This is a genomic window from Nocardia sp. NPDC127606 (assembly GCF_042671725.1).
Lineage (GTDB): Bacteria > Actinomycetota > Actinomycetes > Mycobacteriales > Mycobacteriaceae > Nocardia.
Window position 1 is genome coordinate 248,339 of sequence record NZ_JBHXWQ010000003.1, and the last position, 24,070, is coordinate 272,408.

The 24,070-nt window shown below is 68.6% G+C and carries 21 protein-coding genes, 1 tRNA gene and 1 pseudogene; 14 read left to right on the forward strand and 9 right to left on the reverse strand.

Annotation, left to right across the window (positions count from 1 at the left end; genetic code table 11):
* The 7 genes from ACFVJ5_RS16825 (at position 1) to ACFVJ5_RS16855 (ending at position 6,609) form a co-directional block, all read left to right on the forward strand.
* Complete coding sequence (locus ACFVJ5_RS16825; protein ID WP_379221882.1) at positions 1-1,206, forward strand: SGNH/GDSL hydrolase family protein; 1,206 nt, start codon at positions 1-3, stop codon at positions 1,204-1,206.
* Between the two features lie 198 nt (positions 1,207-1,404).
* Positions 1,405-2,799 (forward strand): sensor histidine kinase, encoded by a 1,395-nt coding sequence (locus tag ACFVJ5_RS16830; RefSeq protein ID WP_379221031.1) that lies wholly within the window; start codon positions 1,405-1,407, stop codon positions 2,797-2,799.
* Complete coding sequence (locus ACFVJ5_RS16835) at positions 2,796-3,206, forward strand: roadblock/LC7 domain-containing protein (RefSeq protein WP_378633077.1); 411 nt, start codon at positions 2,796-2,798, stop codon at positions 3,204-3,206. The genes ACFVJ5_RS16830 and ACFVJ5_RS16835 overlap by 4 nt, the downstream gene beginning before the upstream one ends.
* The gene (locus tag ACFVJ5_RS16840) at positions 3,203-3,547 is read left to right on the forward strand and encodes a DUF742 domain-containing protein (RefSeq protein ID WP_378633080.1); all 345 of its coding nucleotides are present in this window, start codon (positions 3,203-3,205) and stop codon (positions 3,545-3,547) included. Before ACFVJ5_RS16835 ends, ACFVJ5_RS16840 begins: the two co-directional genes overlap by 4 nt.
* A gap of 4 nt (positions 3,548-3,551) precedes the next feature.
* Entirely contained in the window at positions 3,552-4,139 is a 588-nt protein-coding gene (locus ACFVJ5_RS16845; RefSeq protein WP_379221033.1) for an ATP/GTP-binding protein, read from the forward strand.
* Positions 4,139-5,392: a cytochrome P450 gene (locus tag ACFVJ5_RS16850; protein ID WP_379221035.1), complete on the forward strand. Its 1,254-nt coding sequence runs from the start codon at positions 4,139-4,141 to the stop codon at positions 5,390-5,392. Before ACFVJ5_RS16845 ends, ACFVJ5_RS16850 begins: the two co-directional genes overlap by 1 nt.
* A complete protein-coding gene (locus ACFVJ5_RS16855; protein ID WP_379221037.1) occupies positions 5,389-6,609 on the forward strand; it encodes a cytochrome P450 in 1,221 nt (406 codons plus the stop codon). The genes ACFVJ5_RS16850 and ACFVJ5_RS16855 overlap by 4 nt, the downstream gene beginning before the upstream one ends.
* Before the next feature lie 54 nt (positions 6,610-6,663).
* Here ACFVJ5_RS16855 and ACFVJ5_RS16860 read toward each other — a convergent pair whose 3' ends face one another.
* From ACFVJ5_RS16860 to ACFVJ5_RS16870, 3 genes are all read right to left on the reverse strand, one after another.
* Positions 6,664-7,809, reverse strand: coding sequence for an acyl-CoA dehydrogenase family protein (locus tag ACFVJ5_RS16860; protein ID WP_379221039.1), 1,146 nt, complete (start codon positions 7,807-7,809; stop codon positions 6,664-6,666).
* A 17-nt stretch (positions 7,810-7,826) separates the two neighbouring features.
* The gene (locus tag ACFVJ5_RS16865) at positions 7,827-8,432 is read right to left on the reverse strand and encodes a QsdR family transcriptional regulator (RefSeq protein WP_379221040.1); all 606 of its coding nucleotides are present in this window, start codon (positions 8,430-8,432) and stop codon (positions 7,827-7,829) included.
* A gap of 125 nt (positions 8,433-8,557) precedes the next feature.
* Positions 8,558-8,630: transfer RNA gene (locus tag ACFVJ5_RS16870), tRNA-Glu, on the reverse strand.
* Between the two features lie 114 nt (positions 8,631-8,744).
* On the opposite strand from ACFVJ5_RS16870, the gene ACFVJ5_RS16875 reads away from it, so the two are divergent.
* Positions 8,745-9,698: a DNA polymerase domain-containing protein gene (locus ACFVJ5_RS16875; RefSeq protein ID WP_379221042.1), complete on the forward strand. Its 954-nt coding sequence runs from the start codon at positions 8,745-8,747 to the stop codon at positions 9,696-9,698.
* 50 nt (positions 9,699-9,748) lie between these two features.
* Here ACFVJ5_RS16875 and ACFVJ5_RS16880 read toward each other — a convergent pair whose 3' ends face one another.
* Positions 9,749-10,309 carry a heme-binding protein gene (locus ACFVJ5_RS16880; protein WP_379221044.1) on the reverse strand — a complete coding sequence of 187 codons (561 nt, stop codon included), beginning with the start codon at positions 10,307-10,309 and terminating at the stop codon, positions 9,749-9,751.
* A 254-nt stretch (positions 10,310-10,563) separates the two neighbouring features.
* Between ACFVJ5_RS16880 and ACFVJ5_RS16885 the strand changes: the two genes are divergently transcribed.
* Both ACFVJ5_RS16885 and ACFVJ5_RS16890 read left to right on the forward strand, forming a co-directional pair.
* Entirely contained in the window at positions 10,564-11,730 is a 1,167-nt protein-coding gene (locus ACFVJ5_RS16885) for a sensor histidine kinase (protein WP_379221045.1), read from the forward strand.
* 45 nt (positions 11,731-11,775) lie between these two features.
* The gene (locus ACFVJ5_RS16890) at positions 11,776-12,408 is read left to right on the forward strand and encodes a response regulator (RefSeq protein WP_379221047.1); all 633 of its coding nucleotides are present in this window, start codon (positions 11,776-11,778) and stop codon (positions 12,406-12,408) included.
* A gap of 26 nt (positions 12,409-12,434) precedes the next feature.
* Here the strand turns inward: ACFVJ5_RS16890 and ACFVJ5_RS16895 are convergent, their stop codons facing one another.
* The gene (locus ACFVJ5_RS16895) at positions 12,435-12,929 is read right to left on the reverse strand and encodes a DM13 domain-containing protein (protein WP_379221049.1); all 495 of its coding nucleotides are present in this window, start codon (positions 12,927-12,929) and stop codon (positions 12,435-12,437) included.
* Between the two features lie 396 nt (positions 12,930-13,325).
* On the opposite strand from ACFVJ5_RS16895, the pseudogene ACFVJ5_RS16900 reads away from it, so the two are divergent.
* Positions 13,326-13,652 (forward strand): annotated as a pseudogene (locus tag ACFVJ5_RS16900) (transglycosylase family protein); the annotation flags it as partial.
* A 43-nt stretch (positions 13,653-13,695) separates the two neighbouring features.
* Here the strand turns inward: ACFVJ5_RS16900 and ACFVJ5_RS16905 are convergent.
* Positions 13,696-14,970, reverse strand: coding sequence for a PucR family transcriptional regulator (locus ACFVJ5_RS16905; protein WP_379221051.1), 1,275 nt, complete (start codon positions 14,968-14,970; stop codon positions 13,696-13,698).
* Between the two features lie 192 nt (positions 14,971-15,162).
* Here ACFVJ5_RS16905 and ACFVJ5_RS16910 point away from each other — a divergent pair, with 192 nt between their 5' ends.
* Positions 15,163-16,311: an esterase/lipase family protein gene (locus ACFVJ5_RS16910; RefSeq protein ID WP_379221053.1), complete on the forward strand. Its 1,149-nt coding sequence runs from the start codon at positions 15,163-15,165 to the stop codon at positions 16,309-16,311.
* Positions 16,308-17,660 (forward strand): lipase family protein, encoded by a 1,353-nt coding sequence (locus ACFVJ5_RS16915; RefSeq protein ID WP_379221055.1) that lies wholly within the window; start codon positions 16,308-16,310, stop codon positions 17,658-17,660. Before ACFVJ5_RS16910 ends, ACFVJ5_RS16915 begins: the two co-directional genes overlap by 4 nt.
* Positions 17,661-18,191: 531 nt before the next feature.
* On the opposite strand, the gene ACFVJ5_RS16920 is transcribed toward ACFVJ5_RS16915, so the two are convergent.
* The 3 genes from ACFVJ5_RS16920 to ACFVJ5_RS16930 form a co-directional block, all read right to left on the reverse strand.
* Positions 18,192-18,872 (reverse strand): hypothetical protein, encoded by a 681-nt coding sequence (locus ACFVJ5_RS16920; RefSeq protein ID WP_379221056.1) that lies wholly within the window; start codon positions 18,870-18,872, stop codon positions 18,192-18,194.
* A complete protein-coding gene (locus ACFVJ5_RS16925) occupies positions 18,872-19,522 on the reverse strand; it encodes a hypothetical protein (protein WP_379221058.1) in 651 nt (216 codons plus the stop codon). Before ACFVJ5_RS16925 ends, ACFVJ5_RS16920 begins: the two co-directional genes overlap by 1 nt.
* A 214-nt stretch (positions 19,523-19,736) precedes the next feature.
* Positions 19,737-20,234 carry a hypothetical protein gene (locus ACFVJ5_RS16930; RefSeq protein WP_379221059.1) on the reverse strand — a complete coding sequence of 166 codons (498 nt, stop codon included), beginning with the start codon at positions 20,232-20,234 and terminating at the stop codon, positions 19,737-19,739.
* Between the two features lie 98 nt (positions 20,235-20,332).
* On the opposite strand from ACFVJ5_RS16930, the gene ACFVJ5_RS16935 reads away from it, so the two are divergent.
* Complete coding sequence (locus tag ACFVJ5_RS16935) at positions 20,333-23,692, forward strand: WD40 repeat domain-containing protein (protein ID WP_379221061.1); 3,360 nt, start codon at positions 20,333-20,335, stop codon at positions 23,690-23,692.
* Positions 23,693-24,070 lie beyond the last annotated feature (378 nt).

The following is a 24,070-nucleotide window of genomic DNA, read 5'->3' on the forward strand; positions in this document are numbered from 1 at the left end:
GTGCGCCTACGGTGGATCGCCGCGCCCGTCGCCGCCGTGGCCGCGCTGGTCCTGGTGGCGTTCGGTGCTCGCGACACCGAAACCACATGGTCGAGTGCCTGGACGACCGCGGTGCAGTACCCGGTCTACCAGAACTGGTCGGCGATGGGTTTCGCCGACCAGACTGTGCGACAGGTGTTTCGCCTGTCGCAAGAAGGGCCGCAGGTCAGGATTCGGTTGTCGAACCGCTTCGGCGAGTACCCCCTGCCCGTGTCGGCGGCGACGGTGGCCGCCAGTGCGGGGGGAGCGGCGATCGTCCCGGAATCGGTACGGGGGTTGAGGGTTGGTGGGCAGTCCACCTTCGTGATCGCGCCGGGGGCCGAGGTGATCAGCGACGCGGTACACACCGTGGGGGCATCGGTCGCGGTCACTCTCTACTTCGACCGACCCACCGGCCCCGCGACCCAGCACGGCCAGTCGCTGGCCACCAGCTACCGGGCGCAGGGCGATCACGCCGCCGACCCGTCGGCGGCACCGTTCACCGATACCTCGCAGTCCTGGTACTACGTGGCAGGCATCGAGACGCTGCGGTCGAGCACCGGCGACGTCACCGTGGCCTTCGGCGATTCGATCACCGACGGCTACCGCTCCACACTCGACGCCGACCTGCGCTACCCCGACCAACTCGCGGCGGTAGGCCACCACGGGCCGGTGGTCAATGCCGGAATCAGTGGCAACAGGCTGCTCACCGACTCGACCGTGCTCGGCGACAGCGCGCTGGCGCGGTTCCGTCGCGACGTTCTCGACCAACCGGGCGTCGGCACCGCCGTCGTCCTGATCGGGATCAACGACATCGGCCTGTCCGACAGCGCGGGACCGGACGGGGTTGTGTTCCCACCGGTTTCGGCCGACCAGCTCGTCACCGGATATCGCGCGTTGATCGCGCAGGCGCGCGCGGCGGGTGTGCGCATCGTCGGCGCGACCATTCTGCCGTTCGCCGGGTCGGCGTACTACTCGCCCGAGCGGGAGCGGTTGCGCACCGAGGTGAACACTTGGATTCGGGAGTCGGGCGCCTTCGACACGGTGGTCGATCTCGAACAAGCGTTGGCCACTCCCGGTGATCGCACCCGTCTGGCCGACGGTTTCGACAGCGGTGATCACCTGCATCCCAATGATTCCGGCTATCGGGCCATGGCCACGGTCATCGCACCTGCTCTCGCCACGTGATCACCGTCTCGCCCCACCTGTCGTGACCAGGCCCGATACTGACCCGTACCCCAACGGCCGGTGAACCCTGGTCGGTCGACTGGCAGGTAGGGCGGGGGCTCGATATGCTCGACTCCGACTTCGAAACAGGCTGCCTTGCTGCGTGTTTGATCGACCACTGATGGCAGGGGGCCTGTGAGTACTGCGGAAGTACTGCCGATGGCACAGACAGTAGCTGCGCCGAAGGCGTCCGGCGACTACGCCGGATCTGTGGTGCTCGGCGCCGGCGTGGCGGTGGTGGCGATCGCCGCCGTGACCGCGGTGTTCACGCCACCGGCCATCGGCATCCCGGTGCTCGCCGCGGCGGTGGCCGCGGCACTGATCGGCTGCCCGGCGGTGTGGTTCGCACTGCGTCAGCGCGCGCAGGCCCGCGCGAGCCTGGCCACTGCCGAGCAGGCCGAGCAGCAACTGGCCGCCACCGTGGCCGAGGCGAGCGCGCGCCTGACCCAGGCCGACGAGCACACCGCCGCGTACGCGTGGGAAGCCCAGGAGAACTCTCGCCGGGGTGCGGCGGCACTGGCCGCCTTCGCCGGTGCGGCGGGCCGCATCCAGGCGATGACCACCTCGATGCTGGCCGAACTGCGGGAGATGGAACACCGGCACGCCGACCCCCGAGTGCTCACCGACCTGCTCCACATCGACCATCGCACCGCCCAGGCGGGACGCCTGGCCGACAGCATCGCGGTCCTGTCCGGTGCGCGCACCGGCCGCCGCTGGGCGAAACCGATTGCGATGGAATCGATTCTGCGCGGCGCGATGGGCCGTGTCGCCGGGTATCAGCGCGTACGACTGCGGGCGATCGCCGAGGTCGGCATCGCCGGGCACGCCGCCGAAGGCGTGATGCACACACTGGCCGAACTCCTCGACAATGCCTGCAACTTCTCGCCGCCGACCACCGAGGTGCACGTCTACGCCGCGGAAGTGCCCGCGGGCGTGGTGATCACGATCGAGGACAGCGGCCTGATCATGAGCGATTCCGCGCTGCGCCGCGCCGAAGCCGCTGTCACCGGGCGTGATCACAAGGGCAAGGGCGTAGACCTCGCCTCGCTGTCGGGAACCCGGCTCGGGCTCGCGGTGGTCGGGCATCTGGCGCGCAAACACGAACTCACCGTGTCGTATCGGCCGTCGGCGATCGGCGGCACCGCGGTCGTCGTTGTCATCCCGCGCGAGCTCACCGCCCGCGCCGAACGCCGCAGTCGCAATGCGGTGGCGGCGCCGCGCTTCGCCGAACCTGCCACGCTGAGCCAGTTCGACACTCCGATCCCGCGCAGAACCGACACCGGCACCATGGATTTCAGCGAGCCCGTCGGCCAGCACGCGCGACCGGAGACCGACGGCGCGGTCCCGACCTCGCCCTCGCTGCCGAAACGACGCCGGGGCGACACCCTGGCCCAGGTCCACCCCGAAGGTCTCACCGCCGCACCCGCCGCCAAGGCGGCACCGGCCAAGCCCACCGCCCTCGGTGCCTTCCAGCGCTCCGCGCCGGGCCGCACCAACGCAAGCCACGAACCGGGCAGCGCCGCCGCGGCTCCCGACCCCATGGAGGACCGATGACCACCACCGCCCCCGCCCACCTCGGCTGGCTGCTCGAGAAGCTGCTCGCCCGCACCCCGCGCGCCAGGCACGCCCTGCTGCTGTCCGGCGACGGGCTCAAGATCTGCCATACGCCGGAACTCGATGTGGACCGCGCCGATCAGCTGGCCGCCATCGCCGCCGGATTCCAGAGCCTGTCGCACGGGGCTTCCGTCGAATTCGGTGACGGGCGTGGCGGAGTTCGCCAGTCGATGACCGAGTTCTACGGCGGCATCCTGTTCGTGGTCGAGGCGGGGCGCGGCGCGCACTTGGCGGTGGTCGCCGCCGAGGACGCCGACGCCGGCCTGGTCGGCCACACGATGCACGAGCTCGTCGAACAGCTCGGCGAGCATCTGGCTGCCCAACCCAGACGCGGAGCGATCGAGTGACCAGGGCAGGTCGCGACGACGATCCCGACCGCTTCTATACGCTGACCGGCGGCCGCGCCCCCGCGACCGAGGACTTCGACCTGGTCACCCTGGTAGTCAGCGAGTCCGCGCCCACCGCGGGCATGTCCTCGGAGCAAGCCGCGATCCTCGACATGTGCCGGGCGCCGACCGCCGTGGTGGAAATCGCCGCCGAGCTGCGCCTGCCCGTCGGGGTGGCCACGGTCGTGCTCTCGGACCTGCTGGCCTCGGGCAAGATCACGGTGCGCCCACCGCTGTCGGCGGCGATGTCGCTGGACGCTTCCACCCTCGAGAAGGTGCTCGTTGGACTTCGCAAGCTCTGAGAACGTGCCCGAGCGGGCTCGAGCGCCGCTGCACAGCACGGCAAAGCACGGGTTGAAGATCGTGGTGATCGGCGGATTCGGTGTCGGTAAAACGACATTGGTGCGCTCGGTGAGCGAGATCCGGCCCCTCGACACCGAAGCCACCATGACCGACGTCGGGCAAGGTGTCGACGACACCAGCGGTGTGCCCGGCAAGTCGACCACCACCGTCGCCTTCGACTTCGGCCGCATCACCCTCGACGAAGAACACGTGCTGTATCTGTTCGGAGCTCCAGGGCAGCAGCGGTTCTGGTTCCTGTGGGACCGGCTGTTCGCCGGTGCGCTCGGCGCGATCGTGCTGGTCGACCAGCGCCGGATCAGCGACTCCTGGTACGCGATCGACCGGCTCGAACATCAGGGCACCCCGTTCGTGGTCGCCTGCAACGACTTCGGTGATTCCCATACGCCCGGGGCTGTGCGTGACGCACTCGATCTCGATCCGGCCGTGCCGCTGGTGATGTGTGACGCGCGCTCGCGCGAATCGAGCAAGCAGGTACTGATCACATTGGTCGAGCACCTGTATTCCGCTGTCCCGCAGGGAGAAACCGTCTGATGAGCACACCGACCGGCGCCTGCCCGATCACCGGCGCGGTGCCGTTGAGCGGGCCCGAGTTCCATATCGAACCGCACGAGGTCTACCGGCGGATGCGCCGCGACCACGGCCCGGTCGTCGAGGTCGAGCTGCCCGGCGGGTTTCCGGCGTGGCTGATCATCGGCTATCGCGAACTGCACCAGGTAACCAGCGATCCGCTGCTGTTCCCGCGCGATGTGTCGCTGTGGAATCAGTGGGGCCGGGTACCGGAGGACTGGCCGCTGCTGCCGATGATCGGGCACCCGATGCCCTCGATCTACTTCACCGCGGGCGCCGAACACCGCAGGCACCTGGCGATGGTGGAGCCGGCACTGGACGCGGTGGATCACTTCGAATTGCGCAGAGCCTGTGAGGAACTGGCCGATCGCCTCGTCGACGGGTTCTGTGGTCGCGGCAGCGCCGACCTGATCGCCGAGTTCGCGGTGCCGCTGCCCGCTCTCGCTCTGGCGCGCATCCTCGGTCTGCCCGACATCGATGCGGCAGACCTCGCCCTGGCGATGAAGCAGCTCGCCGACGGCGGCGCCGACGCCCAGTCCGGGCACGCCCGCTTCGCCGAACACATGGCACGCCTGGTCGCGGCGAAAAGAGCGCGTCCCGCTGGGGATCTGGCCTCGATGATGCTGGCCGACCCCGAGCCGTTCACCGACGAGGAATACATGAACGACCTGATGGCGATCGCCGCCGCGGGTCACCTCACCACCGCGGACTGGCTCGGCAGTTCGATGCGGTTGATGCTCACCGACGACCGGTTCGCGAACGCGCTCGGCGGTGGCAGGCGCAGTGTCGGCGAGGCCATGAACGAGGTGCTCTGGGAAGAGGGGCCCACCTCGATTCTGGCGGGCCGGTGGGCGGCGCGCGACACCCGTCTCGCCGACAAAACGATTCGGTCGGGCGACCTGCTGCTGCTCGGCCTCGCGGCCGCCAATCTCGATCCGCATGTGCGTCAATCGTTTACCGAGGGCGGCTCCGTACCCACCGGCAACAACGCCCACTTCGCGTTCAGCTACGGCGAATATCGCTGTCCTTTCCCGGCGCAGCAGATCGCGGAGATCATCGCCAGGACCGGGATCGAGGTGCTGCTCGACCGGCTTCCCGATGTCGACCTCGGGGTGCCCGTCGACCAGCTCACCCGGCGACCTTCGGCTTTCCTTCGGGGCATGACCGCACTGCCCGTTCGTTTCACACCAGTTCGACCCGTCGGAGGTTTCTCGTGAGCTCGCCATGCCCTTTCGCCATCGACCCCATGGTCGGTGACCTCAACGGGGAAACCGCCCGACTCCGAGCACTCGGTCCGATCACCCGGATCGACCTGCTCGGTGTGCCCGCCTGGACCGTCACCGATCACGCCGTCGCACGTCAGCTGACCACCGACACCCGGCTGGTCAAGGACATCAACGCGTGGTCGCTGTACGCCGACGGCGTGGTGACCACCCAGTGGCCGCTGATCGGGATGGTCCTCGTCGACCGTTCGATGTTCAGCGTCGACGGTGCCGAGCACCGCCGGTTGCGGCTCAAGACCGCCCAGGCACTGGCCCCGCGGCGGCTCGAAGAGCTCCGTCCGGTGATCGAACAGCTGACCGCCGACCTGCTCGACGACCTCGAGGCCGCCGGTGCCGATGGCGCTCCAGTGGACCTCAAGGAGGTCTTCGCCTATCCGCTGCCGATGCGCGTGGTCGGCGACCTGATGGGCGTCGCGCGCGAAGACCACGCGCAGCTGCTCGAGTGGTACAAGAAGTTCTTCTCGGTGATGACCCCGCAGGACGAGCGCCTCGCGGTGATGAGCGGCCTCGATGTGTACTTCACCGACCTGGTCCGGCAGAAGATCGCGGACCCGGCCGATGATCTGACGTCGGCGTTCGTCACCGCCGACGAGGGCGGCGAGCCGCTCACCGAGGAAGAGGCGATCGGCAACATCAAGGCCCTCGTCGCCGCCGGCCACGAGACCACCGTCAGCCTGATCATCAACACCGTGCGCGCGCTGCTCGCCGAACCCGAGCAGTTGGCGAAAGTCCTTGCCGGGGACGTGGAGTGGAAGCAGGTCATCGAGGAATCGCTGCGCTGGGACGGCCCGGTCTCGCACCTGCTGATGCGTTTCGCCACCGAGGACATCGTTGTCGGCGACACCGTGATCGCCAAGGGTGAGGGTGTGGTGATGTCCTACCGTGCCGTCGGCCGCGACACCGCGGTGCACGGCGAGACCGCCGACGAGTTCGACGTGACGCGCCCGACCGCCAACCGCCACTTGGCCTTCGGCTACGGCCCGCACATCTGCCCCGGCGCCGCGCTGTCGCGTCTGGAAGCCGCGATCGCGCTGCCCGCGCTGTTCGCCCGCTTCCCGAAGCTGCGCCTTGCCGTGCCCGACAGTGAGATCGGCAACCTGCCGGTGCTCACGCAGAACGATCTGGCCGCGCTGCCGATCATCCTGAGCTGACCGGCGACGCGTCGCGCCCGGTGGCTCCTACGCCGGGCGCGACGCTATCCGTTGCTACAGACCCAGATCGCGGCCGATCAGTTCCTTCATGATCTCGTTGGAGCCCGCCCAGATCTTGGTGACCCTGGCGTCCATCCACGCCCGCGCGACCCGGTATTCACGCATGTAGCCGTAGCCGCCGTGCAACTGCACACACGCGTCGAGCACGTCGTTCTGCACCTGCGCCGACCACCACTTGGCCTTCGCCGCGTCGACCGCGGACAGCTCACCGGCAGCGTGGGCGACGATGCCCTGATCGACGAACGCCTGTGTCACTTCGATTTTGGTGACCAGTTCGGCGAACAGGAACTTGTTGTACTGGAAGCTGCCGATCTGCTGCCCGAATGCCTTGCGCTCCTTGGCATACTGCAGCGTCTCGTCCAGGATCGCCGCGGCATGGGCGAGGTTGGAGATCGCCGCGCCGATGCGTTCCTGCGGCAGCCGCTCCATCATGGCGATGAAGCCACGGTCGACCTCGCCGAGCCGGTTGGCGTCGGGGACACGCACATTGTCGAAGAACAGTTCGGCGGTATCGGATTCGGGCTGACCGACCTTGTCGAGCTTGCGCCCGCGGGTGAAGCCGTCCATCCCGGTCTCGATGACGAACAGCGTGATGCCCTTGGCCTTCTTCTCCGGGCTGGTGCGGGCGGCGACGATCACCAGATCGGCGTTGAAACCGTTGGTGATGAACGTCTTCGAGCCGTTGACGATCCAGTCGTCGCCGTCGCGCACGGCGGTGGTCTTCAGCGCGGCCAGGTCGGAACCGCCCGACGGCTCGGTCATGCCGATGGCCGTGATGATCTCGCCGGTGCAGAACTTCGGGAGCCAGCGCTGCTTCTGTTCATCGTTGGTGAGCTCGACCATGTAGGGCGCGCACACGTCGTAGTGGATGCCGAACGACGACGCGATCGCGGCGCCCGCTTTCGACAGCTCCTCGCCGAACACCGCGTTGAACCGGTAGTCGCCCGCGTCGCTGCCACCGAACTCCTCGGGCACGCCGAGGCCGAGGTAGCCCAGTTCGCCTGCCGCGAGCCAGGTTTCACGGTCGATCGCCCGTTCTTCGACGAAGCGTTCGGCATTCGGCGCGATCGAGCGCTTGACGAACTCGGCGACCGACGCGCGGAAGGCGTCGTGGTCCTCGGTAAAGATGGAGCGCTTCATGGTGTCCTTTCGCTGACTTACTGTTCGGGCCGTTCGCCCAGCAGAACCAATGACGCCCGGACAACTCTGGCCGCGTCGGGTTCCTCACCGCTGATCACATCGGTGTAGATGAAGGTCTCGGTGATCCGCACCAGCAGCAGCGCCAACTCCGGCACCGGCAGCAGCGGATCGAGATTTTTGGCCGAAATCTCTTCGGCGAGTAGTTCTTCCACGATCGCGACGACGCGGTGCTGCACCGATCCCGCGCGCGTGGTGAGCAGTCGCAGTGACCGTTCGGGTTCGCGCAGCAGGAACTGGCGGAAGGCGTAGGAGGTGTTGGTGGCCTGCGCGAAATCGCCGAGGGTCGTCGCGATGCGGTACGCGCCGTGACCGGGAGCGGCGGCGGCCGCGCGCCGCAATGTCGGCTCGGCGACCGACCAGATCACCTCGGCGAGCAGTTCGTCGCGCCCGCCGACCCACCGGAACAGCGTCGCCCGGTTCACCCCGAGCGCGACGGCCAGTTCCTTCATCTCGAGGCGGTGCCCGGCCAGGAATACGGCCCTGGCGGCGCGGAACGCGCTCACGGCATCGGGACGCGCCGCCGCGTCCCGGAGTCGCTTCTCCAGCGCCGTCTGCTCGATCACGTCACCTCCTGCACCGTTTCCTACAGTGTATGAATCGTGCAACGTCTGTCAATATGTTGCACGTGGGGAACAAGGCGTGGGCACAAAAAAACTCCCCGGTCACCATGACCGAGGAGTTCTCGTTGTAGCCCCGACGGGATTCGAACCCGCGCTACCGCCTTGAGAGGGCGGCGTCCTAGGCCGCTAGACGACGGGGCCAGAACCACAGCTCACCGGGGTGAGCCGCGCGGAACATACGATAGCCGACGACCTGGTGATCGACCAAAACGGGTGGTGGTTGACCACCTCCTGGCAGCGGGGCAAGGTGGGGCGATGACCAGCAAAGAGCTGCGCGGTGGGGTGGAGATGAGCAATCTCGATCAGCCGTTGTTCGACGGGGCCGAGGCGACCAAGCGGGATCTGGTCGACTATCTCGAGTTCGTGGGGGAGCGGCTCGTTCGGGTGTTGCGGGGGCGGGCGCTGTCGGTGGTGCGGGTGCGGCCGGGGCAGGAGCCGTTCATGCAGAAGAACCTGCCGAAATACACCCCGGACTGGGTTCCGCGCGCGACGGTGTGGGCGGAGAGTTCGCATCGCGAGGTCACCTACGCGCTCGGCGACGACGTGCGCACGCTGCTGTGGTTCGGAAACCAGCGCGCGGTGGAGTACCACCCGCTGCTGCTGCCGGTCGACCACAGCGCGGGACCGACGCACCTGGTGCTGGATCTGGATCCCTCACCGGGGCAGACGTTTCGCGACGCGGCCGCGGGTGCGCATCTGATCCGGGCCGCGCTGGCGGCCGACGGGCTCGCCGGTGCGGTGAAGACCAGCGGCGCCAAGGGATTACACGTCTACGTGCCGATCGAGCCCGGCGTCGCGATCGAGGACGCCGCGGCGGCGACACGGGCCGTCGCGGCCAGGGCCGAGCGCATCGACCCCACCGTCGGAACCACCGCGTTCATCCGCGAGGACCGTGCGGGCAAGGTCTTTCTCGACTCCACACGAGCCGGTGGCGCGACGGTGATCGCGGCATACAGCCCGCGCATCCGCCCGGGAGTACCGGTGTCCTTTCCCTTGCGCTGGAACGACATCGACTCGGTGACCCCCGCCGACTTCACCCTGCGCACGGCGCCGAACCTGCTCGGCGACGCCGACCCCTGGGCCACGGAAATGCCCGCACCACAAGCACTTCCGGCCGACTTGATCGCCGAGGGCCACACCATTCCGATCGCCCGAGTCCAGGCGATGCACGAGGGCAAACGCCGAGCCCGCGCTCGCCGCACCGAATGAACACTGTCGCCCTGCCGAATTCGACAGGGCGACAGCAATTCAGATCCTGATCAGCTCCCGAGCGAGGCGACGCCCGCCTGGGCGAACTTCTCGTCGAGGTCACCGCTCGGGGCGCCTGCCACGCCGATGCCCGCGATCGGGGCGTTGTTGGATTTCACCGGGGCGCCGCCACCGAGGAAGAGGGTGCCGTCGATGTCGGCCAGATGGGGAGCCGACTCGAGGCGCTTGGCCAGTTCGGTGGTGGGGGCGTTCCAGGAGACCGCGGTGAAGGCCTTCTGCTGGGCGGCGTCGTAGGACTGCGGGCCCGCGCCGTCGCCGCGCAGGGTGACGATGACATTGCCGTTGCGGTCGACCACCGCGACGCTCACCCGCTGGTTCTCCTTGGCGGCGGCGTCGAGGGCGGTCTGCGCGGCCTTGGTGGCGGCGGCGATCGACAGGTGAGTCGACTGGGCCAGGTTGGCGTCGGCGGCGTTGACCACGACGGGGGTGCGGGTGGCCGGGTCCTGATCCTGGGCCTGGACAGTCACGACGCCCACCACACCGGCAGCGACGACACCGGCGGTGGCGCCGGCGATGATGAGACGGTTGCGGGTGGTGGACTTGGCGGTCATGACTGCTCCTGTGCGGATCTCGGCCGGCCGGCGGTTTGCCGTGGCCTGTTGATATCCATCCTGTTCGCTTCGGGGCCCGTGCGGATCGGCGTACCGGCTGCACTCCGGGGCCGGATCGGTCGACACCCGGGTCAACCGATCGGATGACCCACTGCGGGCGATCGCCGGGGGAGAATCGGAGTTTGCCCAGGCCCCGGACACGTTCGTGGGCGAGAACCCGCGGCCGTAGCCGCCGAGAGATGCAGGTGGACGACATGACTCAGTTGCTCGGCGCCCAGCGGGACGACACGCGACTGCTTGCCGTCATCGTGCACAGTGCCTTTTATGTCCTGCTGGCCGCTTCGCTGATGCGATGGTTGATCCGGCACAGCGAGACCCGGTCGACGCCGTTGATCGTCGTCCTTTCCGTGGTGATCGCGGTGCTGTACGCGCTGAGCGAGCTGCGGCAGTCGGGTCGGCTGGCGTGGTTCGCGCTGTTGGTGCTCACCTGGTCGGTGCTGGTGGTGCTCGCGCCGAGTTTCGCCTGGTGCGCGGTGCCGCTGGTGTACACGGGGTTGCGGATTCTGTCGGAGCGGGTCGCGGTGATCCTGGTCGTCGCGCTCACGGCGCTGGTGGTGGTGAGCCAGGTACGCATCGCCGGATGGCTCGATCCGAATCTGGTGCTCGCCCCACCCGCGGTGGCGGCGGTCACCACGGCGCTGTTCGTCGGAATGCGCCGTCAGGCCGAACGCCAGGCCGCGCTGATCGACGACCTGGTGCGGACCAGGCAGGAACTGGCAGCCACCGAACGCAGGGAGGGCACCCTGGCCGAACGGCAACGGCTGGCCATGGAGATCCACGACACCCTCGCCCAGGGTCTGTCGAGCCAGCGCATGCTCCTGCAAGCCGCCGACCTGGTGTGGGACAGCGATCCGCACCTCGCGCACACGCATCTGCGCTCGGCGGCCGCCATCGCCGAACGCGACCTGACCGAGGCGCGCCGCTTCGTCCACGACCTGGCACCGGCCGACCTCGCCGCGGGCGGATCGCTGCCCGCCGCGCTGGCCGCACTCGCCGAACGGGAGACGACCGGCACCCTGACCGTGCGCTGCCATATAGAAGGGACGCCGGGACCGTTGCCGCAGCGGGTCGAAGCCACACTGCTGCGCATCGCCCAGGGCGCGCTGGCCAATGTGCGTGAACACGCGGCGGCCACCACCGCCACGATCACGTTGACCAGCCTCGACGACCAGATCGTGCTCGACGTCGCCGACGACGGACGCGGCTTCGACCCCGACACGCACGCCGATCCGGCAGAACATCGCGGCCACGGCCTGCCCGCGATCCGTGCGCGGGTGCGCCAACTCGGGGGCACCTGCACGATCGAGTCCGCGCCTGGCGACGGCACCGTGCTCTCCGCCGCCATTCCGCTCGTCCCCTGACCGAACGCGCGGCGGTAGGTGCCGATCGCATTACCATCGGCACCTGTGACCACCACCGTGCGCCTGTTGATCTGTGACGATCACGCTGTCGTCCGCGCCGGACTGCACGCGCTGCTGACGAGCGCGCCGGATATCGAGGTCATCGGGGAGGCCGCCGACGGGCCGACCGCTGTCACGCTGGCCGCGAACCTGAACCCGGACGTGGTGTTGATGGACCTCCAGCTCGGTAGCGACATGGACGGCGTCGAAGCGACCCGCCGGATCACCGCCCAGCCCGCGCCGACCCCGCACGTCCTGGTGCTCACCACCTACGACACCGACGCCGACATCACCCGCGCGATCGAGGCGGGCGCCACCGGATATCTGCTCAAGGCCGAGCGGCCGGAGGAACTGTTCGCCGCCATCCACGCCGCGGCCAGTGGGCAGACCGCCCTGTCCGCCCCGGTCGCCGCCAAGGTGATGGCCAAGATGCGCAATCCAGGGCCCACGCTCACCGCCCGTGAGCGTGACATCCTCGGCCAACTCGCCCACGGCCTCGGCAACCGCGAGATCGCCCGCGCCCTGCATATCAGCGAGGCCACGGTGAAAACGCATCTGGGCCGCATCTACGACAAACTCGGCGTCGACACCCGCGCGGCGGCGGTCGCTGTCGCCACCGAGCGTCGCTTGCTCGCCTGACCGGTCGTTACCCGCCCGGCCGTTCGCTACGCCGGAACGAGGGTGGCGGCGCCGAAGGACACGTGGAAGCGCTCGCACCAGATACTGACCGACTTCACCGTGGACAGATCGGTGCCGGCGGGCAGCTCGTAGTTCTGGTTGCCCTCGTTTCCCTTCAGGGAGCCGAGATCGATGTGGTTGCCGTCGTCGAAGTTGTGCCAGTCGTCGACGATCACCGGCTGATCGGTGAGCCAGACGTGCAGGGCAGGCCCGTCGGAGGTGTTCAGGTCGACGATTCGGAGCACGACCGTGCCCTCCGACGTGCGCTGGAGCTGGGCGGTGCCGGAGGTGTCGTGCTCATGGGAGACGAAGGCGCCCTCGGCGATCACCGGTGGTGGTGCGCCGTCCACCGCGACGATCGGCGCCTCGTCGACGGTGACCGTGGTGAACAGTCGCCACGGCTGGAACAGGTAGAGGCCTACGCTCACGGCCGCGACCAAGCCCAGGGCGATGACGGTGAACAGGGTCCGGCGGGTGCTCATGTGCGCCTCCTTTCACCCATCATCCCCCGGCTCGGCGTGGGCCGCTTGCCCGAATTGCCGGGAAAGAAACGTGACGGGGGTCTCTTGTTCCGCATGAGCCCCGTCACATTACGGTGCTATAACAACAGTGGTGTGATTACGGATTTATTACGGTCGACCAGGGGTGAACGGTGTTCGTTTGGACAATGGTCGCTACAAATAGCGTCGTGATCGGTACGTGATCTCAGGTCGCAAACCGGCTACATTCGATCACGGCTTGAACAACAACCCGAGCCGAATCGAATCGCAGAACGCCGGAAAGCCTGCCCCGTGATTCGAGGATCCCCGACATGACTGAGGGGCAGGGACGCGGAAGTTTTCATCACCGAGTCGGTGGGCGCAGGCAGGAAATACTTTATGTCTTTCAATCGCAAGTTCACCACCCGTGCCCTTGGTCTTGCCGCTGTTGCCGGCGCGATGATCGCCGTTCCGGCCGGTCTGACCACCGCAACCGCCTCGGCGAACAACTGGGACGCCGTGGCGCAGTGCGAGAGCACAGGCAACTGGAACATCAACACCGGTAACGGCTACTACGGCGGCCTGCAGTTCTCGCAGAGCACCTGGGAAGCCTACGGTGGCGCCGGCACCGCCGACAACGCCAGCCGTGAAGAGCAGATCCGCGTGGCCGAGAACGTGCTGGCCGCCCAGGGTCCCGGCGCCTGGCCGGTGTGCAGCGCCTACCTGTAAAGAGCGCTGACAAGTAAGACTTTCCTTGTCGGGAAACGAATTACCCGCTATTCGGAGCACACGCCGAATAGCGGGTTTTTTCGTTCTCCAGAGAATCGAGTCGATACACCGTGAGCGACGCGGCGAGCATGCGTGAATCTTTCGGATCGGCTGGGTCGAGACCGGTGAGTTCGGCAATCCTGCGCAGGCGATAGGTAAACGTATTCGGGTGCACGTGAATAAGTCGTGACGCAGTTTTGCGGTCGGCTCCGTGCACGAGATGCGCTTCCAGCGCGTCGATCAGGTGCGGACTGCTCAAGAGCGGAATCACCCGCTGCGCCAGGCGTTCTCGGGCCGGGCCGGGTCGGGTGAGCTGATATTCGAGCAGCAGATCGTCGAGCCGATAGCAGCCGCCGGGCTTGCCGCGTAGTCGCGCCAGTTCGGTCAGTTCGGTCGCGTCCTTCGCCGCGGCCGGAATAGCGTCACGACTGACACCGGAGAATTCGGCCAGATACACCGGTACGCCGAACTGGGCGCGCAGCCGGTCGGCGAGTTCGTCGAACTTCGCCGGGTCGAGGACGTCGGTTTCGGAACTGTGACTCAGCAACGCGATGCCGTGAGCGCCGTCGAAGGTGGCCGGGGTGGTGGTGCCGGTGAGTTCGTCCAATGCGCGCTGCAACACCCGGATCCGTCGCCTGGTCACCAGGTTGGCCGCGGTGCCCACGCGCGGCGGCTCGCTCAGATGGACTGCCAGCACCGTGTACTGGTCGGCCAGGATCGTGTCGGCGCGGGCCGCGAGCTCCTCGGCGGGCAGGCCGCGCACCAGTGCCGAACACAGCTCCCGGCGCGCCTCGCGTTCGGCGTGATAGATCGACTGCTCGACCTCGGTGTAGGTCTCCACGACCGTCATGTTGATGTGGCGCAGCAGGTCGAGCAGGCGGTTGCCCACCCGCGCCATCTCCGCGGTCTCGGTGGGCAGGGCCAGCGACAACGCCTCCGCGAACACCGACTGCGCCGAGCCGTGGATCGCGCCGATCAGCATCGGCAAGGGCAGCCGGTCCTCGGCGTGACGCTCGGCGACCGGGGCGACGAAGGCCGCGACCTCGGCGTAGGTGAACTCCCGGTCGGCGCCGATCGCCTCGAGCACGGCTCGACCGCACGCGTAGATGGTAGGGAGCACTTCCGCGGTGAAGTGGCCGTCGGGCAGTTCGGCGGGCGCGTTGGCGCCGAGACCAGCGGCGAGCATGCGTTCGGAGATCTGTGGCCAGCGCGTCAGCAGACGCGCGGTCAGCGCGGGCAGAGCGGGGAGTTCGGAAACGGGGTGTTCGGCGAGCATGACTCGATTGTGTCCGACGACAGCCCGGTAGTGGACCATCCGATCGAAAACGAACAGAACTTGGCTCCCACGCCAATCCCGTCCAGAGTTTCTCGTTACCCGGTGCAGTGACATCACTGTGGCCTGGGTCATAGATTCGCAGAGCGCGTCCGAGCTACCTGTTCGTCGACGCGGATCTACGGAAGTGAAACCATGATTGCAACGACGCATTCCCTTCGCCGCGCGCTGTGCGGAATCGGCATCGCCGCGGCGCTGACCGCGGCCTCCGGCCCGGCCGGCGCGGCACCCGCACTGGAGCCGACGATCGCCTCGCTGGCCGAATACGTGAACGCGGGCACGGTGGCCGCCGCCGACGGTCGCATCCCCACCGCCATCGCCGACACCGGCAGCGCCTCGGGCAGCAGTTCGGGTTCGGCGGGCAGCCGCGCCTCCGACGCGGTCGGCGAGGGCCCCGAGATGTCGGCCTACCTGCCCGCCTTCGCCTACGGCCTGCTCCACCCCGACGCCGCGCCGCCCGGCGCCAACCGCTGGGACTGCAAGCCCTCGGCGCAGCACCCGCGCCCGGTGGTGCTGCTGCACGGCACCTGGCTCAACGCCTACGACACCTTCTCCTATCTCTCGCCCCGCCTCGCCAAGGCCGGGTACTGCGTGTTCGCCCTGAACTTCGGCAAATCCGGGCTGTTGGAGGCCGGCGGGCTCGGCGCCGTGCTGCCGGGGCGCTACGGGGTGGGCCCGATGGCCGACTCCTCCCGTCAGGTCGCCGATTTCATCGAACGAGTACGTACCGCGACCGGGGCGGACCAGGTCGACATCGTCGGCCATTCCCAGGGCGGCACCATCGCGAATCACTACCTGAAGTTCGAAGGCGGCCAGGGCAAGGTGGGCAAGCTCGTCAGTTTCGGCGCCACCCACCACGGCACCTCGCTGCTCGGGATCGCCACCCTCGGCCGCATGATCAACAACGCCGGCATCGACATCATGGGCTTCTACCGGCCGATCATCGGCGCGTCCAATGTCGAACAGGCCATCGGCTCGTCGTTCTACACCACCCTCAACGCCACCGGTGACACCGTGCCCGGCGTCGCCTACACCGTGGTCGGTTCCCGCTACGACGAGGTGATGAATCCCCTCGACCTCGCCTTCCTACGGGCCGGACCGGACGCGACCGTCGACAACATCGCCCTGCAGAACGGCTGCGAGCAGGACATCTCCGACCACCTGACCATGATGTATTCCCCGCGCGCCGCCTCGATCGCGCTGCGTGCCCTCGATCCGGAAGGCAGTCCCACCTTGACCTGCGCGTTCAACCCCTGGTTCTTCGGTGGCGGCGGCAGCCTATGACCGTCGAAGCCCCGGCGCCGACCCGGCACGACGCACCGCTGCTCCCGCCCGACGACCCGTTCTACGACGCTCCACCCGGTTTCGAGGTGCTCGCGCCGGGGACGGTGGTGCGGTCGCGGCCGGTGGACGTCGCGTTGTTCGGGGTGATCCGGCAGCGGATCACGGCCTGGCAAGTGCTGTACCGCACCTGCGATCTCGACGGTGCGCCGGAAGTGTCGGTGACGACAGTGCTGCTGCCGTGGGGCGCCGCCGCGCGGCCCCGGCCGCTGGTGTCGTTCCAGTGCGCGATCGATGCTGTTGCCCCGCAGTGCTTTCCGTCGTACGCGTTGCGGAGCGGCGCGTGGACGATCGGTTCGATCGCACCGCTCGAGCTGCCGATCATCGCAATGGCCCTGGAGCAGGGCTGGGCGGTGTCGGTACCCGATCACGAAGGGACGGATGGCCGGTTCGGGGCGGCACGTGAACCCGGATATCGTGCGCTGGACGGGATTCGGGCCGCGCTCGACTTCGCCCCGATGGCATTGACGCCCACCACGCCGGTTGCCCTGTGGGGCTATTCGGGTGGCGGGTTGGCGACGGCGTGGGCCGCGGAACTGGCCGCCGAGTACGCGCCCGAGCTGAATATCGTCGGTGCGGCGGCGGGTTCACCGGTGGGTGACCCGGCCGCCGCGTTCGTTCGTCTCAACGGCGGGTGGTTCGCCGGGTTCCCCGCGGCGTTCGTCGCGGGATTGCGGCAGGCCTATCCGGAACTCGATCCGGTACTGCGCGATCACCTCGACGCGCGATACCGCGGTCTCCTCGGCGAGGCCGAGGAGCGCAGCACCTTCGCGTTGCTGCTGCGGTTCGCCCGTCGCGATGTGACCCGGCATCTGCGCGCCGGCATGGGGGAGTTGCTCGCCGAACCCGTCCTGCGCCGCATCCTCGCCGACATCGAACCCGGCACGCGCGCGCCCGCCGCGCCGCTGCTCATCGTCCAGGGGGTGAACGACGAGGTGATCGCCGTCGCCGATATCGACGCCCACGTGCGGCGCTACGAGCAGGCCGGCGCGACGGTGCGCTACCTGCGCGTGCGCCGAGGCTCGCACCTGCCACTCGAATTCCTCATCGTCCCAGCGATTCTCGATTGGCTCACCGACAGATTCGCTGGAGTTCCCGCACCGACCGGTACGTGCACCGTTGCCTCCGTTGCCCGTTCACCGCGGGCTCTGCGGACGCACTTCGCGTTCGTGCGGTTGGCGCTGCGCATGCTGGCAGGGATGCCGATCGGCGGGGTGTCACCGGAACGAACCAGCCTGCGTCACAGCGATGCCGAACATCCGCACGTGGTCGGTGATGCCTCGATCGCCTGAGTCGGTGCTCTCCGTGAGACGGGTGCTCGATTGTGGTGGTGTGTCAGGAGCGGTGAACTGAGCATCGCCGCGCAGCGGCCGGAGCGCGACGAACTCAGCGGTGTCGCGCCGTGTTCGGCTGTCGGTGTCTCGTTGTCGCCGCGCCGCCTCGAGATCGGCCGACGCGGCGAGCTGCCGCGCCGTGTCGTTCCTCGAAGGTGTCATTTCCGTGTTCCTCACTACCGGCACCAGCACCGGCCGTCGGAACATAGATGCGTCATGCCCCGGCGGCGGTTCGCCGCGAACCGTTTGCCCCTCGTACGGCATCAGTGTCGGTGAGGGGTTTCACCGACGTTGTCGCCACCACAGCGTCGACGTCGGTGAAGTACTACTGCCCTGGGAGTGACGGCCGCGCCGCCGCTCGCCGAGTGGAGCCGCAGGGGGGTTCCACCCGGCCGGTCGGCGCGCCCTCCCGGGGCGTATCCGAACCCGGTTGCCGGACGAACATCTCCGGCAGCCGGGTTCCGTGCCTTGCACGACAACCCGCGACGATCAGCTCAAACCGGCGACGATCGCTGCCCGCACCGGATCACCGGCGGGTAGGCCCTTGGCCACCCGGCGCCAGGCGTTGCGCCCGGCCGTCAGCGAGCAGCGCACCGCATCGGTCACCGCCGATGCGTGCGTGCTGTCGAGTGCCGCGCCCGGCAACAGCGAGATCTCGAGATCCTCGGACATGGTGAGCGCCCTGGTGACGGCCTGCCCGGTGAGCGTGCCGTCGTCACCGGCGTAAAGGACGACGAGCAGTTCGGTCCGCTCGGCGCCGAGGCGCACCGAGACCCGCACGATGTCGCCCGCCTCGGCCCGAGCGCCGAACGAGTGCACCGAGATTCGCGTCTGCTCCGCACCCGCGGGCGAGCGGGTGAATTCGATACCCAACTCCCGGTCGCGCTGCTTCTGCACGGTGCGCGTCGCTGTCTGCTCGCTGTCCGACGACGCGGCGAGCGGCTGCACGGACCAGCCGGGCACCGCCATCACGGCCCGGCGCGCGCCGAGGTCGGCGACCGCGGCTGAGCCGCCCGCCACCGCGCCACCGCGCAACAGGCGCTCGGCGATCCGTGCCCCCGCGGCGGCGGACTCCGCGTCGACGTCCGGACCGTCGGACGCGGCGAAGGCGATCAACACGTCGATGTCGACAGGCAGACTCAACCGGTCCGCGTCATGATCCGGCGCCATCACGATGTCTCCTCGTTGTCCCGGTCGTCGAGCTGCGCGCGCACGGCCTCGCGCAGCAACTTGGCGCCTGCCGCGCGTAATCGCTTGACCTTCTCCTGGCTGAACCGCAGGTCGCCGGCCACCTCGCCGGTGGTCTGCACATCGGTATAGCTGCCGTCCGCGGCGATCACGAAGGTCGCGCGGAGCACGGCCGCGGTCTCCGCGTGCGTGATCGAGGCCAGTGCGTCGCGCAGGACAGCGCGGTCGGCGAGCCGGTTCTCGGCGTCGCCGCACCGGTGATCCTCGAGCACCAGGACTGCCGACTCGTAGTCGACCCGCTGGCCGGGGTGGCGCTTCTCGGCTGTGCGACTGCGCCGGTCCTGGAGCACCTGCCACTGGAGCTTCTTGAGCACCAACGCTTTCCAGTGCCGGATCCGCTCGGTGGGCAGCGTCGCGGTGAGTTCGACCATGGTGTCCTGGGCGACATCTTCGAAGTCGCTGCGCATGTCCGGGTCGAGCCGATCCAGGACATAGCGTGCCTTGGTCGCCGCATAGATCGACATGGTGACCAGATCGGCGCCGAAGATGTGATCGACCACCGCCGGGCGCAGGGGTTCGGGGACCTCGCTCCACGCTGCGCCGAGCCACTTGTCCAGGGGCTCAGTGCTCACCCGGCACCCCCGCTCGGCCGAGGCCGGGCATACTACGGCTCGGTTTCTCGATGCGACTCGCGCCGTGGGCCGGGCCGAGATGAGACAGTGGCCCGCGGTACGGGGTCGAGCATGTCGCATCGCGGAGCCTCCTGTCGGGTCGATCGGCTCCTACACAGATGCGGTTGCGGCCCGCAGCGGTTCGTTCGGTCGGCATCGACGGTGTCCGCGCGGATCAGGTCGGGCACGCCGGGGAGGCGACCATGAACGAGAACGCGATCTGGCAGTACCAGGCCTTTTCGACCTTCCACTTGCCGTCCTCGGCGACGAAGTTCACGATGAGCGGCTGCGGCGGGCTGTTGTTGATGGAGGCGGTGCCGTCGGCGATCATGCCGGGGGGTGCGGTGCGGGTACCCGTGATGGTGAGCGTGATGGTGGCGCCGCCCTGACGGGGCGCGTCGGCGACCCGGTTCGGCAGTTCGGGGTCGCTCCCGATGCCCTGGATCAGCTCGAGCTTCTCGGCGTTGGACACGGTCGTGTCGAGCAGCCGGTGCATCAGTTGCCCGACCTCGTCGGCGCTGGGCAGCGGCGGCGGTGCGGAAATCTCTTGCGCTACCACCGCTGTCGGCTTCGCACCGGTGTCCGCGTCGTCGGCGCAGCTCGCCGATACCGGGATCGTGACGAGCAGGGCCGCGGCGGTCAGGGTGCGTCCGGCGATGTGTCGTCTCGACAACGTGGTCCCCTGGGTCGATCGTTGGTGTGCTGGAATTCCATCGTATCGGGGCATCTCGGCAGGGTCGCCGGTGATGCCCGGCGGGAGATGGGGGAGACATGGCGGTCGAATCGACCGATCAGCCGACGGACGCGCTGTTGTCCGACGATGCGGTGCTGATCGAGCTGACCGGTGCGTCGCAACGCTGGCTCGCGCTGTGCCGTGCCGCCGTCGCGACCGGGCCCGATGCCGCGCGCCGATTGCTGGAACATCGGCGGGAGACGGGTGTGCTGGCGCGGCAGTCGCTGGCCCGCTGGAAGGATCTCGCCGCGGACGATCTGCTCGAGGAAGAAGCCGAAGATCCCGACGCGCAGGACCGCCGGATCACCGCGGATCTGTCCGCGGCACGCGCGATGGCGGTGCTGGCGCGGGCACTGACCGGTTCGATCGACACCGACGACGCGTGTGCGGCCTTCCTCGATCACGCCGAACGCGCCGGTCTGATCTCGGTGGGTACCCAGTTGCTGCCCGCGGGCATTCCGATCACCAGTGCGAACGCCCCGCTCGGCGATATCGTGCGCCATCTCCTCGGCCAGGGTGGTCGCGCGGCACGCGGGTACGCCATCATGGCCGCGCTGGAATTGTCCGGGCATACCCTCCCGGTCGTGCGCAGCAGCCGGATCAGCGTGCTGTTCGCGAGCTTCGGCGGTGGTGGCGAGGTGGGCGTGCTGCGCCTCGACCAGGTTCGGGGCGGACCGAGCGGCCTGCACCCCGACCCGGCGCGGATGGGCTTCCTGCAGGCCGATCGTGCCTTCACCGACAGTCTCGAAAAGGCCTGGCGCATCAGCAGACTGGCCGGCACCGACGCGTGTGTGCGGTGGTCGGTCTCGACGCACGGCAGCGCCCCGGCCAACGACATCAACGGCGCATCGATGGGCGCGGCGTTCGCGGTCGCCCTCGACGATCTCGCGCCGCGGCACGCCCTGCTGCGAAAACTGCGGCCCCGTCGACTCGATCCCGAGTGCGCGGTCACCGCGGGTCTGTCCGGTGCGAATCTGACAGCAGTCGGTGGCTACGCGGGCAAACTGACTGCCGCGCAGCGCTCGTCGCTGCGCGTGGTGGTCGCGTCGGAGGCATTTCGGGAAGCCGCCGACGTGGCGCCACAGAATTACGCCGACCGGATCTCGGCCGCCCGCACGGTGACCGAAGCGATCGCCAGGACCCGTACACGGGCCAACCTCGCGCTGTGGATCGTTTCTGTCGCGGCCGGGCTGGCCGTGTTGCTGGCGGTGGTGTCGGTGACCAACGTGGTCCAGCTGCGCATCGAGAACGCGGCCGCGCGCGCGGAGTCGAATTCGCGCCTGTTCGCCGGTGTCGCCCGCGGTGGCGGCAACCTCAATCCCGCGCTGTCCCAGCAGATCGCACTCGCCGCCTATCGCACCGCCCCGACCGAGGAGGCGCGGTCCGCGCTGCTGGACAACACCGCGACGAACGCGCCGATCCGGATCAGCCCCGGCGTCGTGCTCGGCCGCGGGGTGGTCTTCGATCCCGACGCACCGCGCATCGCGACCACCGCGCAGGGCGACGTGATCGCGATCGGCGAAGGCGACAGCTCCGTGGAATTGGTGCGGGTGACCGAGTCCGGCGTCGATCGGTGGCCACGGTTCGCCACCGGGAGCGGGCACATCCGCGGTCTCGCGCTGAGCGCCGACCACGAGTGGTTGGTGGTCGCGGGCGACCTGCGGTCGGCGTTGTGGAACATCGCCGACCCCGGCGCACCGCGCCTGGTGACCGAGCTCCCGCTCGCCGGCCGATTGCCTTCGTCGGCGGCGCTGAGTCCCGACCTCGGGTTCGTCGCCATCGGCACCCACAGCGCGACGATCGAGAGCTGGCGCCTCGGCGACGATCCCGCGCACCCGGTCGCCCTGCCGACGATGTCCGCCTCGGGCCAGCGTGCGGAGGTCGCCCTGAGCGATCGCACGCTCGTCGCGGCGGTGCCGTCGTTGTTCGGCGGAATCTGGACCACCACGGTGCGCGCCTGGAGCATCGAGACCCTCGACCGCGACCAGACACCGGCGTTCGATCGCCGCCTCGAACGGCCCGGCGGCGCGGAGGCGAGGTCGGTCGAGTTCAACGGCGACGGCACCGTGCTGGCCGTCGGTCTCAATCCGGGCGAGGTCGCGCGCTGGCGAGTCGGCGCGGGCGGCTTCGACCCGATGCCCGCCGTGTCGCGGGGCGCCAACGAATACCTCGACGTATCACTGACCGGGGACGGTCGATCCGCCGTGATCGTCGGCGGCGACACCCGGGCGCGCATTCGCGATCTGGACACCGGCGAGGAGCTGGTCACGTTCCCGATCGACACGGTCGCGCGGGCACGCTTCCTGCGCGGTGGAAAGTCGCTGGTGACAACGAGTTTCGACCATGCCGTGCATGTGTTCGAGCTGCCGGGTCCGGTCGTGTCGACCAGCTCGCTGACGCTGTTCCGGTTTCCGCTCGACCAGCCCGCCCTCCCACCGGACCTGTTCCCCCACCTGCGAAGCCTGGCCAGAACGCCCTACGCCACTGATCGAGCGCTGCTGGACGGCGACCCCGCCGGGCTGATCGACGTCGTCGCGATCGCCCCGAACGCGGCCAGGGCGGTCACCAGAACCGAATCCACGATCCAGGTGTGGGACATCACCGACCCGGTGACTCCGCGTCGTCTCGGCGCGCCGCTCAGCGCCGCGGGCGTCGACATCCGCGCCATCACGTTCAGCCCCGACGGCGCCTTGGCCATCGGCCGCAGCATGACCCAGACCGTCGACATCTTCGACGTCACCGGCGAACCCCGACTGCGGTCGAGTATCCGATTCGGTCGTGGCTACCCGACCTCGCTCGCGTTCAGCCCGGACGGCGGCCTGCTCGCCGTGGGCAGCCACCGCACCGGCAATGTCAGCGTCTTCTCGACCACCTCCACCGCGCAGCCGATCGCCGAACTGTCCGATCTGCGAACCCCGGGACAGGCCATGGCGCTGGCATTGAGTTCGCGCAACACGCTCGCGGTAGGCACTCTCTCCGGCGCCTTCGTCTACCGACTCGGCACGCCGGGTACGCCGCCGCGTGCCCTCGCCGCCCCGGTGGGTGCCAACGGGTCGGCGGGTTCGGTGGCGTTCGATCCGGACGGCACCCTGCTCGCCATCGACGACATCGTCAGCGGCACCATCCTGCTCTGGGACTACTCCGACCCGGCGCACCCCACCGCCTACGCCACCATCGCCCGGGGGCAGCGCCACCGGCAACCCACCATGCTCGCCTTCGCCGCGGAGGGCGCTGTCCTCACCGAGTCCGCGGTCGACGGCACCCTGCGTCAATGGCGCACCGACGCCGCCGCCGAAGCCGATCGGATCTGCGCCAGCGGCACCACCCCGATCACCCGCGAGGAATGGCTGGTCGCCCTCCCCGGCCACGCCTATGTGAACACCTGCCCGGCTGGCTGACCGATAACCGCCTGACCGGCCTATTCGCATTTGTGTGTGACGCTGTGTAGCGGCGCCCCTATTTCTTGGGGCAATGGAAATGCGGCCTTATCGGATGTCGCAATACGAATCTCATAGAGTTCTCAGAATTAATTAAGGAACAGTGGGTATCGCGCGAAAATGCCAGGTGGGGGCGTCGTTGTGGCCGTACTGTTACCAGTGTCACTAAATCGGAAAATCCGTAACCCGTCGCGTTTGAGTGTCGATATGCCATTCGTAAGCCAGCTCCGGCTGGGCCTATGCGAGAAACAGAGGAATTACTATGATCCCCGTTATCATCGACACCGGTAGCGCTGCCCTGGGCGGCCTCTTCGACACCCTCGGCGCCGCACTGCACGG